This is a genomic window from Derxia gummosa DSM 723, from assembly GCF_000482785.1.
GTDB lineage: Bacteria > Pseudomonadota > Gammaproteobacteria > Burkholderiales > Burkholderiaceae_E > Derxia > Derxia gummosa.
On the sequence record NZ_AXWS01000007.1, the window covers coordinates 1130409 to 1142818 of the forward strand.

The window sequence follows — 12410 nt, forward strand, 5'->3', positions numbered from 1 at the left end:
GCGAAGTCATCGAAGCATTGCCGGCACGCGCTGTCGCAAGCCTTCACACATCACCCGCAACGGGGTTCCAGACCATGAACAACTTCACGAAGCTCAGCTTCAATGCGCTTGTCCTCAGCGGCGTCTTGTGGCTTTCCGGCGCCGGTGTTGCCGCAACCGCGGCCGAAGTCGCGTCAAGCGCGCTGCCCGTCGTTGATCTCGACACGCAGGTCCCTGATCCGGCAAGGATCCGTGACGGTCTGTTCCCCGAGGACGTGGACTGTCCGGACAAGGCGGAACTCGAAAAGGCGGGTTTCAAGTGCATGGGAGCCGAACGTCCCTCCACTCGCTTTTCGCTACCCGCCGTGGCGTTCCGGATCGGTTCGGCCGAAATCCCGGAGATCTTCAAGCGTCAGCTCGACGCATTCGCGACTGCGCTGAGTCCGCTGCGCGGCACCGGCCGTCGGGTGCGCATCTTTGGTCATACGGATGCCACCGGCACCTCCGAAGCCAATGCAAGGCTGTCGCAGGAGCGGGCCGAGGCAGTGAGGCGTTATCTCATCCAGCAAGGTGTCGAGGCCCAGATGCTGACGCCGGTCGGACTGGGCTCCACGCAACCCAAGAACTCGACCGATCCCACAGCACCGGAGAACCGCAGGGTCGAGATCGGTCGCTGAGCGGGTCATCAAGGAACCATATGCGTCGTCTGCCCAGGGCTGGTGATCCGGATGACGCCTCCCCAGGCACACATGAGCGAGCAGGTGTTGTCGATAGCGGGCAGGTAATCGACCAGCAGGTTCGGGACGCCCGGCTGCCAGGGTGTGGGCGTGGTCGGCACACAAGGCATCGGTGTCAGTGCCCCCATGGCGGCCGAGGTGGCCGCGGCCGTGGCCGGAAAAGCGAGACTGCCACACACCCCGAAGGGCAGGATGTTCACCATCGGCACGTTGTCCATGATGTTGGCCGCGAACTGCATGCCCGAATGCACGGTCCGCGCGGGCAGCACCACCAGATTGCTCGGCGCCGCGCCGAAGCTGCATTGCAGGGTCGCGGTCATCACGGTCTGCATGGGCATGGCTTTCTCCCGGATTCAGGCAGCCGCGCGGGTGATCCAGACGGTCAGCGCGGTGAAGTTGTCATGACTAGGCTTGCGCGCGGCCCCCGCCAGCACGGCCGCCTCCAGCGCCTGCATCCAGTCATGGGGCGTGGCACAGACGCGGAGCGTGGACTCCAGCGTGGCGTCATCCACGTACTCCCACAGGCCGTCGGTACAGATGAGAAGCACATCGCCGGCCTGCAACGGCCAAGCGGGTTCCTGCACCGAGGAGATCAGCTGATCCTCTTCGGTGCCGAGTGCCGAGTACAGCTCGCTGCGGCTCGGATGCCCTCGGGCGGACTCGGGTGCGAGATGGCCTGCGTCGACAAGTGATTGCACGAGGCTGTGATCGACGGTGCGCATGGCGATGCGGCCGGCGCGAAACGCATAGACGCGCGTATCGCCGACATGGCACCAGCGCGCGATCGCCTGATCAAGGTTGATGAACAGGGCCGCGAGCGTCGTGTGCATGTGAGCCGTGCCCCCGCGCGTGCGCTCGGCGATGACGGTCCGATTGGATCGCACGATGAGTTCGCGTAGCGCTTGCGCGTCATCTCGGGGGTTGGCGGCGAACGCTCCGATCACGTAGCGCACGACGAGCTTGGAGGCGACGTCCCCGCCGCCATGCCCGCCCGCGCCATCGGCGACGACGCAGCAAAGCCGGCTGTCGGAGTGCCAGTGCCCGCAGGCATCCTCGTTCTGGTCCCGACCACCGGGACGCGTCAGCAGCGCCAGTTCCAGTTCGATCGGCTCGGTCACTTTGCGTCCTTGCGCCGCGCGTCGGCGAGTTCATCGGAGTGCGATTCGTAGGCCCGCAGGAAGGCCTTGCCGAACAGCGCATTGAAATCGTCGGCCGCCTCGGTAGAAAGTTGGCTGTAGAGCTGCTGGAAGAGTTCCCAGAGCTGGGCCTTGCGCGTGGAGGGGAGCAGCGCGCCGAGCCGCGATTTCTGGACGATGCGCGCTTCGAGCGCGGCGGGATCAAAGCGGGCGAGCACGCCTTCAAGCGCGGCGCGCATGCCGGCAACCACGCCGAACTGGTGCGCACGCAGATCGTTCTGGGCATCGCGCATCGCATCGACGACGGGCATGAAACCGTGCGCGGGCGGACGCAGCAGATGCCCGAGCGCGACGTCGACGGAGGGGGAGAACTTGAGCGGGTTGTTGTCGCGCGTGACGATCATCGTGACCTCGGCGCGGAACTCGCGCTTGAGCACAGCGCGCGCGGCGAGCAGATCCAGCGTGCCCGAGGTGGCCTCGCGCACGAGACTGCCGAGGAGATGCATGACCTCCGGCGTGAGCGCGGCCGGCAGGTCGGACAGGCCCAGGCCGGCGCGCAACGCGTCAAGCAGCGGATCGGTAGCGGACGGTGGCGCGGGATGCGCGACCGGACTCGCGTCCGCGGCGGCGGCGGGCGGGGCGGATACGATCGAGCGGGTCGGGTTGCCGGCCTCATTCGACGGCACGGGCGGCGACGGCGGGAGCCTCGCCGGGCCGATCGCGGGAGACGCCGGGATCGCCTTCAGGTCGAAGTCGCCGGACGGCCCGCCAGCCTCGGCGACCAAGGGCGCGGCCGGCTGTGCCGCAAATGCGGCAGGCGATATCGCCGGCCCGCCGACATCCGTCAGGAAATCCTCCGGCAACGCGCCTGTCATGGGGGCCGGCGGCAAGGATGGCGCAGCGCCACGCGATCGGATGACGGTACGCGCGTCGCCGCCCTCGCCCCACGACAGCACCGCATCGGCCGGCGCTGGATGTTGGGTCGGCGGAATCGGCGTGAAGGGCGCCGAAGGCAGCGGCGGCGCCGAAGACGGACTCGCGGCCGCGCCGCCCGACGAGCCGTTCGCGCTCACGCCGGCCGGATGCGCCTCGTCGCGGACCGCGATCGGCGGACGGAATGCCTCGCTGAGCACGGACGCGTGGTCGGCGACGGCCCCCGCCGGCGTGGCGGCGGTGACGGCGGTGAGCGAGAGCAGCGGATCGTCCGAGCGCGCAGTGTTCGGCCCGGTGCCGAGGCCGAGCGTGCGATCGAGTTCACCGAGCAGATCGCCGCCTCCCGACCCGAGGCCGAACAGCGCATCGAGCGAGCTCTCCTCGCGGCGACCGAGATCGGCCAGCCCGGCCGGCGGCACGGCGGATACGGACACCACGGGGCGCGGCGGCTCCGCGCCGAACGGGTCCCAGTCATCGGGGATGCGCGACGGAGACGCGGGCGGCACCGACGCCCGAATGCCGCCGCCCGGCGCGACGCCGTCCGATCGAACGGCCGCTGCCTTGCCCACGCCGAGTCCGGTCGGGCCGAAGCCGAGGCTCGTGAACGGATCACGCGCCGGCTCATCCACGCGGAGCAGGTAGCCGCCGATCGTGATCTCGTCGCCGAGCCGGATCGGCACCTCGCGGCCGTTGCCGACCGGCGCTCCATTGACGAGCACCGGATTGCTGCCGGAATCGAGGAGCGCATAGCCGCCGTTGCGGTACACGACGCTCGCGTGCTGGCGCGAGATCTCGCGCTGCGGATCGGGCAGCACGAGCCGGTTGGTGTCGGCACGGCCGATGCTGCCGCCGAGTTCGTCGAAATCGGCCGACAGCGGCTGGACCAGAGGGCTGCCGTTGTGGCTCAGAACGGTGAGCGTGATCACGAAAAGGTCTCCGTGCGAGGCCGCGCCGGTCAGCGCAGCACGTGAATGTGACGTTCGACGAGCGCGATGCGCACCGGCAGCGACCAGCCGACGCCGCCCGTCTCGGGCGTGGCGAGCGCGCGCAGGGCGGGGCCGCCATCGGTCAGCACGCAGTCGAGCAGGCGGCCGTCACCACAGGGCCTGAGCACGAGCCGGTCGGCGCCCGGCGCTGGCACCGTGAGCGCTCCGGCGACGTGAAGACGCAGCAGATGGGCGCGCAGGCGCGCGAGTTCGTCGGCCGGCGCGCGCTGGTAGGCGGCGGCCGTCTCCTCGATGCGTACCCGCGAGATGGCGAGCAAGGGCTCGGCATCGCCACGGCTGAGCTGGCCGGCCGTCTGCTGCAGGAAGCGCCGCACCGCCGCGCGCACCCCGTCGACCGCTTCGATCACGGGCGCCTCGGGCCAGCGCCAGCGCTGGAAGCCGACCGGCAGACTCACCTCGAACCGGTCGACGACCGGCGCATCCCAAGCCTCCCCGGCCGCCACCGCCCATGAGCGCTCGGCCAGCACGCGGGCGTTGTCATCGTCAATGCCGCGACCGTCGCGCACGAGCGCAAGTCGCAGGTGCGCGCGCGCGGGCACGGCGGCGACAAGGCCCGCGCCACCCGGCTCGACCGGCGCGACCAGCGTCGCGCGATCCTGGGCGACGCGCAGTTCGATGCGGTTGACGCCTTCGAACACGTATTCGTGCACCGCGCGCGCGGCGAGCGGCGCATCAGGGCCGACCGAGAACACGGGCAGGTCGTTGATCCAGACCTCGGCGGCGCAGCCGCTGGCATGCAGGCGGACGAACAGCAGGCGTTGCATCAGCCGAGCTCCCAGTCGAGCAGATCGAGCGCCGGCAGCAGCGGACGCGGAACCGCGGTCTGGCCCAGCAGCGGGTCATCCAACGCGAGCACCGCCGACACCGGTTCCAGCGCGAGCGTCGCGAACCATTGCCAGCCCTGTCCGTCGCGGCGCGCGCGCAGGCCGTAAGCCCCGACCAGCGCGCCAGTCACCGGCACCGACGGGCCCGACATCGACGCGGGCAGATTGGCCGGTGCCCGCCCCGACAGGCTGCCGGCGCCGTCACCGCACAGCGGCGCGACCTCGATGGCGAAGGGGATGCGCAAGCGGCGACACGACGCGGCGAGCATCTCGGAAAGCGCATGGTCGGACTGAGCGCGCGCCAGCGACGCGCGCAAGGGCTCGCCCCCTCCGGCGACCAGCCGCAGCCGCGCCCGCGCGCCTTCGAGCAGCAGCTCGCCGCCCAGTTCCAGCGCCAAGGCGCCAGCCAGATCGAAACGGCCGTCCACGCGCAGCCAGGCCTCGCCCGCCAGCCGATCGGCGCGCCGGCCCCAGGTCAGGCCGACGCCGCCCGCGAGCAGATCGCAACGTCCCGCGACCCAGGCCGAATGCATGCCCTCGATGCCGCCCCAGACTTGCAGCAGCCGTTCGAGCGCGCGAATCCACGCATCGTTGAGCGCGGCCAGCCCGGTCGACCAGCCGGCCGGTGACAACACCTGGCCATCGCGCTCGACGCGCACCACCGGCAAGCCGTGACGGGCCCGCCAGGCGTCGGGCGGCACGAGCGCGGCGCCGGGCTCTTCGCTCTCGGGCAAGCGCGTGCCCTCGCCGTCCACCTGTACGCGCGCGGCCGGTGCGAGGCGCCAGTCGAGCAGATGCTGGGGGGCGGCCCAGACGGCAACTCGCAGGCGGCCGCCGCCGAGCGGCGCGACCCCGTCGCGCAAGCCGCAGGTTTCGATCTCGAGCAGGCCGAACCGCGCGGCGCCCTCGAAGGCGATCGGCGCGCCGGCCAGTGGCAGCGAAGCGGCGCCGGCCTCGGACGGCCAGGTCACGCCGGGCTCGGACTGGAGATCGGCACGCAGCTTCCAGGCGAGATCCATCGCCGCCGCGCCGCGCCACTCGCGGCGCCCGTCGGGCATCGTCATCGCCACACGCGGATGACGCGCCGCGTCGCAGACCTCGGCCTGGCGCAGCCGCAAGCCGAGGTGGGCCGGGCTGCCATCGCGCCAAGGCCCGGCGAGCAACGCGATCGCCTCGGGCAGGGGTTCGCCTGGCTGGCAGCGGATCGGCACCACCGGCGCCATCGGCAACGACTGCCAGCGACCGTCCTGGTAGCGGTACTCCGGCCGGCTCAGGTTCTCGACCCAGAAAAGCAGCGCATCGATGTCGCAGGGCGAATCGACCCAGGGCTGCACGAACCCGGGGGACCACCACTGCGACGGCACGGTCAGGTCGGCGAGCTCGCGGCGCAGCCTTTCCTCCGCCGCATCGAAGGCCGCGAGCCCGCGGGCGTTGCCGGCCCGCTGGATCTGCTCGCGGCTGCCGAGCATGAGCTGACGCGCCCTGGCGCTTCCCCCGCGACGCGCATCCTCGACCAGCGCGCGCGCCCATTCGAAGCCCGGGCGTTCCTCGAAGCCCGCGCCCCAGACGAAGCACAGGTTGAGATAGCGGGCGATGTCCCGGCCTTGCGTCATGCCGTGGCGGCGCGCGCGACCGATGCCGACATCGATGAATTCGGCGAGCCGGTCGCCGAGCCGCGCCACGGCGGCCGGCCAGGCGGCAGTGAAGTGCACGGCGAGCCGGTCGCGGTAGCGCTGTTCGGCCCAGGCTTCAAGCGCGGCGGTCTGATCCTCGTTGAGCGTCAGCATGAACCGGCCTTCAGGCAACGGGCGACGCGATCAGCGCGATCTGCTCGACTCGCACGCCGACCGGCTCGCGCTCGTAGCGCAGGAAACCGGCGCCGTCGGGCGCGAGGATCTCGGCGACCGGCCCGAAGAACTCGTCGGCCTGCCACGGATCGAGCAGCGGCAGCAGGCAGGCGAGCAGCTCCGGGGCATGCCAGCGCCAGCGCCGCGCGATGCCGTCCGGGGTCGAGACCTCGGCCAGCGTGCGCAGATGGTCGCGAAGCCGGCGCAGCCCCCCGGACGCGACACAGAGCAGCCCCCAGTCCGCGGCCTCGCGATGCGCGGCGGCGAGCAGCCAGTCTGTGAAGGCAAGCTCTGGCGCGAGCACGGCGAGCCGCACCGCGCGCTCGGCCTCGACGGGCAGGAGCGCGCCGCGCGTGAGCGAGTCGGTGTCGGCTAGGCCGGCCTCGGCGATGCGCGACGGCAAGCGCGCCAGCCGCGCCCCATCGAGCACCGCGATGACGGCGACGTCGGGACGGGACCACAGCCGGCCCTTGAGCTGGTCGGCGGAAAGCGGGACGGTCTTCATCCGAGCGGATCCGCCGGCTTGGTGGCATCGACGGGGGCCTTCGGACTGGCCGGCGACTTCGGACTTGCTCCCGAGCCTGAACCCGGCGAGCCGCCGGAGTTGATCCTGACCATCGGCCCCGTGATCGACACGCCGTCTGGCCCGATGATGATCGAGCCAGGTCCGGCCTTGATCGTGATCTGCGCGCCCGCCTCGATGACGAGGTTCATGCCGGCCTTCACATGCACGTTCATGCCGGCATCGACGGCGAAGTTGGCGCCGGTCTTCAGATCGCTCCTGCCCCCCGCGTTGAGCGACCAGTTGCCCCCCGCATCGATGCTCAGATTCGAGCCGACCACCAGATCGGCGACGGTGCCGATGCGCGTGATGGCCTCGCCGCCGATGCTCGCATGCGCGTCGCCACCGATCTCGGTCATGCGGTCGCGGCCGATCTTGCCGATGCTGTCACGGCCGATCTTCCAGGTCCGGTCGCGGTCGATCGTGCTGTGCTCGTCGTTGCGTATCTCTTCGTAGGCGTCTTCCTTCACGAGGCGGTACCAGGTCTTCTCGGCCTGGACCCAGACGTACTCGCTGCCCTTCTTGTCCTCGAAGCGCAGCTCGTTGAAGTTGTCGACGCCGCCCCCTTTGCTGCTGTGCGTGCGCCAGCCCGAGTGCGTCTTGTTGTCGGGCAGCGGATAGGGCGGCATCTGCTCTGCGTTGTAGACGCAGCCGTTGACGATCGGCTGGTCGGGGTCGCCTTCGAGGAAATCCACTACCACCTCCTGGCCGATGCGCGGCAGCGCCTGCATGCCCCAGCGCTGGCCGGCCCAGGGCTGGGCCACGCGCAGCCAGCACGAGGTGTTCTCGTCCTTCTTGCCGAGCCGGTCCCAGTGGAACTGCACCTTCACGCGGCCGTACTTGTCGGTGTGGATCTCCTCGCCGCTCGGGCCGACGACGACAGCGGTCTGAAGGCCTTGGACTAAAGGTTTGTATGCAAGCCTCATAGGCCGGAACGGCACCCGTTCAGGAATGGCCGAGAAGCCACACTCGAAGCTCACCTCTGCGTCGCCCGACTCATGGGTTGCCTGGGAGACGTGAATCTGAGTCATAACGACGAGGTGACGCCCGTTCTGCTCCTCGCTGGGATGGCCCGCAATTGAGAAGTGCGTCCCCGCAGCAAGCCCATGCGCACTGGTTTGCCCGTCGCTGCTCCGGACTCCGACTTGCTGGGCCTCCAGCCGCACACGAGCAAAGCGCTCGCCTTCGCCGGGCCGAGTGTATTCGCCCGGGTAGTCGTAAATCTCGCGGTCGCCGTGCGCATAAGGGAGGGCATTGCGCGCTTGGGTTACGAGGTCCGACGACGGCTTCTCGAAGTCATAGTCGGTATGGCGGAAGGCGCCGCTTTCAAGCTGCTCGGAGTAGGTCCATTCATGAATTGCCTCACGTCCGATGTGACCGCCACCAGTGTGCGGCGAGAACGGCAGCTTGTCGCAGCCAGGAGCGTCGGGCAGATGCATGCTGTCGTCGACGATTACCATCGTGTGGCGATCGTCCTCATGCCTGAAGTAGTAGTACATGCCCTCCTGCTCAAGCAGGCGCTGCACGAAATTGAAATCGGTTTCCCGGTACTGCACACAGTAGGGCCAAGACAGGTAACTGCTGCTCAGATCGACATCGAAGGCAAGCTGAGTGCAGCCGGCGAACACCTCCTTAATGATTTCAACGACCGTCTTATCCTGATAAATGCGGCAATCGGCCCGGCGCGATAGCAGCCAGAGCCAAGGGCGCAGAGTCAGTTCGTAGGCATGCATGCGCCCCACCGGCGGCAGCGCCACCACCCGCGCCACGACGCCATTGAAAAACCGCGAGCCGCCATCGGGACGGACCAACTGCACCGTTGCGGTACTACCCACCAGCTTGCGCATTGGAACCGAAGACTTTGGCGTCAGGCCGACGACGCGGTAGTCAAACGGCTGACCGAGACTTTCATGGCCACTGAACTCATGCGCCATCAGGGTCGGCTCGGCACATTTCAGAAGAATCTGGTCAACGGGCACCGTCGCCTCCGGCGGGGATCAGTTCGAGTTCCGCGATTCGGGCCTGATAAACCGCGCGCAGGCACGCCTTGTCCCGACAGGCATTGCGGCGACGCAGCCAGCTTCGCTGAGCCGATTCGACATCCCCGGCGGAGTCACGGCGCGCGGCGCGGTACGCTCGAGCGAGGCGGACATCAGCCTCGGCGAGGCCCGGGTCGAGGCAGATCATCATTTCGACGTCGCTGCCGGCTTTGTTGCAATCGAACGAGGGGCGCGGTACCGAACCGCGTGCCACGCTCGGTTCGTCGGCTGGCGCCGCAACGATGACGTCTACACGCTCAATTGCGGTGACTACTCCGTCGGTCCGAATGCGGCCAACGATGCGGCAGGTCGCGCGCTCAGGGCAGGCATCGATCCGCCGGCTCGCCTGCGCCTCGGATTCGGGCACGACAACCAACTGCCCGTTCGGTGCGGTCAATGTGACGCCGGCTTTGCCGCTGCTAAGAACGCCGGTGAATTCGTCGCGAGCCGGCCCTGCAAACACGACCACCGTCGCGACCAGCAGGGCTACAACGGCGGCGCCGCGCACGATGCGTCGGCGGAAATGTGCTCGAAGTCTGGTCATCAGGGGAGTCTCGTCGGGAGCGTGGGTTCGCTGACGATACGGTTGAAATAGTGGCGATACAGCCGCTCGCGCTCGGCCAGTCCGTTGTTCCCACCGTTGATCAGCGCAGTCACGCGCCGCACGTCGCCCGCTTGGGCAAAGCCGCGAAGGCTATTGCTGCCTGAACTGTGCCGCTCGCTCCAGTACCACCAAGCAGTGGCGATTGCGACCTCGGGAATCTCGACCATCTCGGGGTGAGCGAGAAGATCCAGTCCAAGCGCACGCCCGGCGCGGCGGTAATTGTCCCGCCCCGTGATCTGCAGATAGCCGCGCCCAATGAATCGGGCGCCGTCGCCGGAAAGCGTGTTGCCGAGGCGGCCGCCGTAAATCCGCTCAGCAATTGCAGCCTCGCCCCCCTCGCAAACGGCCGTCGCGTCGGCGAGCGACGTGAAACGACGCGGAAACATTGCGAGGAGCCGGGCTGAGCGATAGCGCAGGTTCTCGCGCACGGAACGGAAGTGCCCGGATTCATGCGCCGTCTGCGCCAGGAACATCGCGCGCTCGCTTGGATCAGTCACGCCACGCTCAACGAGGAAAGCCAGGACGCGCGCCTCGACCTCGGTGGCCGTGAGCCCCGGCGGTTGCTGCGCCCAGGGGTGCTGTCGGTGCGCAGCCGTAATAACGACGGGCGAGGGATGCGCCGTCGCTTGACCGGGACTCGCGCCCGACACTGGCCGTGTGGCCAGCTCGTGAACCGGCGACGCAGCACTACTGGCGGGATGAGCTCCCACGGGACCGACCGACCGCCGCACCATAGGTGCCCAAGGCGTGTCCCACCTGATTCCGCCGATAGCGTCAGATAGCGTGGCGACGAAATCGATCCGTCGACGACCAGCGGTCGGCGCCGTCAACCTGGGGCGACCAAGGCGGGAATGGCGCTGACTCATGATCGGCTTATGCTTGCTGCGGCGAGCCATCCCTGCACCGGCCGCCCCCCCTCGCTGCGCAGCATCACCGCATCGAAGCTCGCCACGCCGAAACCCGCGGCCGCGAGCGCCCGCTCGACATAGCCGCGCCGGTGCGCGTAGCGGCCGTGCGGCTTGAGCACGTGGCCCGCGTCGGCCTGGGCGCCGGCCGCACCGCCGGCTTCGGCAGCGCCTTCGTCGGCCTCTGGTTCGGCCTCGACCGTGAACACCAGCCAGCCGGCCGGCGCAAGCGCGCGCCGGCCGGCCACGAACACCGCGTCGAGCACGCCGAAGTAGCACAGCGTGTCGGCCGAGACGACGAGGTCCCAGGCAGCCGGTTCGGCCGCCTCCAGGAATGCCGTCAGCTCCGCCTTCACGAGCTCGTCGTACACGCCGCGCGCCTCGGCCTTGCGCAGCATGCCCATCGAGAGATCGACGCCGACGAGACCGCGTGCCCAGGGCGCGAGCAGCGGCCCGCACAAGCCGGTGCCACAGCCGGCGTCGAGCACGCGCAGCGCCTTCGCGGGCGTGCCCGCGAGCGCGGCGACTCGCTCGGCGACGAGCTGGGGCGCGCGATAGGTAAGCATCTCCAGCTTCACGTCGAAGCTGTCGGCGAAGCCGTCGAAGGTGGCCTCGACGTAGGCGTCGGCGGCACGCTCCGGCACGTCCTGCCCGGTGCAGGCGGCAAGATGGTGGCGCGCGGCGGCGCTGTCGGGCTCCTGCTCGAGCCAGGCGCGGTAGATGCCGGCGGCCTCTTCGTAACGGCCAAGCGTGTAGTAGGCGAAGCCGAGCATCTTGCGAGCCGACGGATTGCTCGGGATCAGCGTGATCGCCTCGCAGTACTCGCGCACAGCCTCGTCGAGCCGCCCGATCCCGGCGAGCAGGTTGCCGAGATTGTTGTGCGCCTCGGCGTAGTCGCCCTTCAGCACGATGGCTTGGCGGTAGGCCGCCTCGGCCTCGCCCAAACGCTGCTGGGCGCGGCGCAGCACGCCGAGGTTGTTGAACAGCTCTGCGTTGTCGGGCGCCCAGTGCAGCACCTGCTCGTAGGCCTCGCCCGCCTCGTCGAAGCGACCGATGTCGACGAGGATGTTGCCGAGGTTGTTCCACACGCCCGGCGCGCGCGGATTGCGCGCGAGGCTGCGCTGCATGAGGTCGACCGCCTCGGCCGTGTGGCCGCGCTGGTGGCGCGCGATGCCGAGGAAGTTGAGTGCGTCGGCATGCTCGGGCACGGTGTCGAGGATGCGGCGGTAGAGCGTCTCGGCCGCATCAAGTTCGCCGACGCGGTGCAGTCGCGTCGCGAAGGCGAGCGCCTCGTCGAGGGGCATCTCGGCGGGGATGGCGGTGGTGGGGGAATCGTGGGCGGTCATGGATGCAGAAGTCGGGAGCGGCAGTTATCGCGGCCCGGGCCGCGCTTCGCGGCTGTCGATGTCGACGATGAAACGGCCGCCGCGCTCGTTCTCGACGAGCAGGCAGCGTTCCGCCGCGCGCAGCTCCAGCCGCGTGAAGAAGACATCCTGGACATCGGCTTCCATGTCGGGATCGAACTCCACAGCGTAGACCTTGATCACCGCGATCCGCTGCCCGCCGGCTTCGTCCACGACCGCGAGCCAGCCGGTGCGCTGGTCGAGCCCGAGGGATTCACCGTTGTGGATCTGCTCGTAGCGACGCCCCTCGAAGACCACCGGCGGAACTTCCGGCGGACCGATGCGGCTGAAGCTTTCCTCTTCGAAATCATCCGACATGGCCGGTTCCTTTCTCTTGCGCGCGCGACGGAGCGCCGGCTGCGCGATGGCGGCCGCGGGCCAGAGCACGACACCTGCGAGCAGGCGGCGGCGTACCCGCAGACGCTCGTTCATGA

General features: G+C 69.3%; 12 protein-coding genes. 1 reads left to right on the forward strand and 11 read right to left on the reverse strand.

Annotation, left to right across the window (positions count from 1 at the left end; all coding sequences use genetic code 11):
* Positions 1 to 74: 74 nt before the first annotated feature.
* Entirely contained in the window at positions 75 to 656 is a 582-nt protein-coding gene (locus H566_RS27270; RefSeq protein ID WP_051378126.1) for an OmpA family protein, read from the forward strand.
* An 8-nt stretch (positions 657 to 664) separates the two neighbouring features.
* Here the strand turns inward: H566_RS27270 and H566_RS0106030 are convergent, their stop codons facing one another.
* The 11 genes from H566_RS0106030 to H566_RS23270 all read right to left on the reverse strand — a co-directional run bounded on the left by H566_RS0106030 (position 665) and on the right by H566_RS23270 (position 12408).
* A complete protein-coding gene (locus tag H566_RS0106030; RefSeq protein ID WP_028310735.1) occupies positions 665 to 1054 on the reverse strand; it encodes a DUF4280 domain-containing protein in 390 nt (129 codons plus the stop codon).
* Between the two features lie 15 nt (positions 1055 to 1069).
* The gene (locus tag H566_RS0106035; protein ID WP_084544804.1) at positions 1070 to 1834 is read right to left on the reverse strand and encodes a PP2C family protein-serine/threonine phosphatase; all 765 of its coding nucleotides are present in this window, start codon (positions 1832 to 1834) and stop codon (positions 1070 to 1072) included.
* Complete coding sequence (gene tagH / locus H566_RS0106040; RefSeq protein WP_028310737.1) at positions 1831 to 3711, reverse strand: type VI secretion system-associated FHA domain protein TagH; 1881 nt, start codon at positions 3709 to 3711, stop codon at positions 1831 to 1833. Before tagH ends, H566_RS0106035 begins: the two co-directional genes overlap by 4 nt.
* 29 nt (positions 3712 to 3740) lie before the next feature.
* Positions 3741 to 4556, reverse strand: a complete 816-nt coding sequence (locus H566_RS0106045) for a hypothetical protein (RefSeq protein WP_028310738.1) — start codon at positions 4554 to 4556, stop codon at positions 3741 to 3743.
* Positions 4556 to 6403: a hypothetical protein gene (locus H566_RS0106050; RefSeq protein ID WP_028310739.1), complete on the reverse strand. Its 1848-nt coding sequence runs from the start codon at positions 6401 to 6403 to the stop codon at positions 4556 to 4558. The genes H566_RS0106045 and H566_RS0106050 overlap by 1 nt, the downstream gene beginning before the upstream one ends.
* Positions 6404 to 6413: 10 nt before the next feature.
* A complete protein-coding gene (locus tag H566_RS0106055) occupies positions 6414 to 6968 on the reverse strand; it encodes a DUF4123 domain-containing protein (RefSeq protein WP_028310740.1) in 555 nt (184 codons plus the stop codon).
* The gene (locus H566_RS23255; protein ID WP_156924299.1) at positions 6965 to 9004 is read right to left on the reverse strand and encodes a type VI secretion system Vgr family protein; all 2040 of its coding nucleotides are present in this window, start codon (positions 9002 to 9004) and stop codon (positions 6965 to 6967) included. Before H566_RS23255 ends, H566_RS0106055 begins: the two co-directional genes overlap by 4 nt.
* On the reverse strand, positions 8994 to 9608 hold the full coding sequence (locus H566_RS28820) for a lysozyme inhibitor LprI family protein (RefSeq protein ID WP_156924300.1): 615 nt from the start codon (positions 9606 to 9608) through the stop codon (positions 8994 to 8996). The genes H566_RS23255 and H566_RS28820 overlap by 11 nt, the downstream gene beginning before the upstream one ends.
* Complete coding sequence (locus H566_RS23265; protein ID WP_211238038.1) at positions 9608 to 10165, reverse strand: glycoside hydrolase family 19 protein; 558 nt, start codon at positions 10163 to 10165, stop codon at positions 9608 to 9610. Before H566_RS23265 ends, H566_RS28820 begins: the two co-directional genes overlap by 1 nt.
* A 365-nt stretch (positions 10166 to 10530) precedes the next feature.
* A complete protein-coding gene (locus H566_RS0106075; RefSeq protein WP_051378131.1) occupies positions 10531 to 11919 on the reverse strand; it encodes a tetratricopeptide repeat protein in 1389 nt (462 codons plus the stop codon).
* Positions 11920 to 11943: 24 nt separating this feature from the next.
* Complete coding sequence (locus H566_RS23270) at positions 11944 to 12408, reverse strand: hypothetical protein (RefSeq protein WP_051378134.1); 465 nt, start codon at positions 12406 to 12408, stop codon at positions 11944 to 11946.
* Positions 12409 to 12410: the final 2 nt, after the last annotated feature.

Coding starts and splice junctions, on each gene's coding strand:
- H566_RS0106050 (WP_028310739.1), bottom strand. CDS start 6,403: ATGCTGACGCTCAACGAGGATCAGACCGCCGCGCTTGAAGCCTGGGCC.
- H566_RS0106075 (WP_051378131.1), bottom strand. CDS start 11,919: ATGACCGCCCACGATTCCCCCACCACCGCCATCCCCGCCGAGATGCCC.
- H566_RS28820 (WP_156924300.1), bottom strand. CDS start 9,608: ATGACCAGACTTCGAGCACATTTCCGCCGACGCATCGTGCGCGGCGCC.
- H566_RS27270 (WP_051378126.1), top strand. CDS start 75: ATGAACAACTTCACGAAGCTCAGCTTCAATGCGCTTGTCCTCAGCGGC.
- H566_RS0106045 (WP_028310738.1), bottom strand. CDS start 4,556: ATGCAACGCCTGCTGTTCGTCCGCCTGCATGCCAGCGGCTGCGCCGCC.
- H566_RS0106055 (WP_028310740.1), bottom strand. CDS start 6,968: ATGAAGACCGTCCCGCTTTCCGCCGACCAGCTCAAGGGCCGGCTGTGG.
- H566_RS23270 (WP_051378134.1), bottom strand. CDS start 12,408: ATGAACGAGCGTCTGCGGGTACGCCGCCGCCTGCTCGCAGGTGTCGTG.
- H566_RS0106030 (WP_028310735.1), bottom strand. CDS start 1,054: ATGCCCATGCAGACCGTGATGACCGCGACCCTGCAATGCAGCTTCGGC.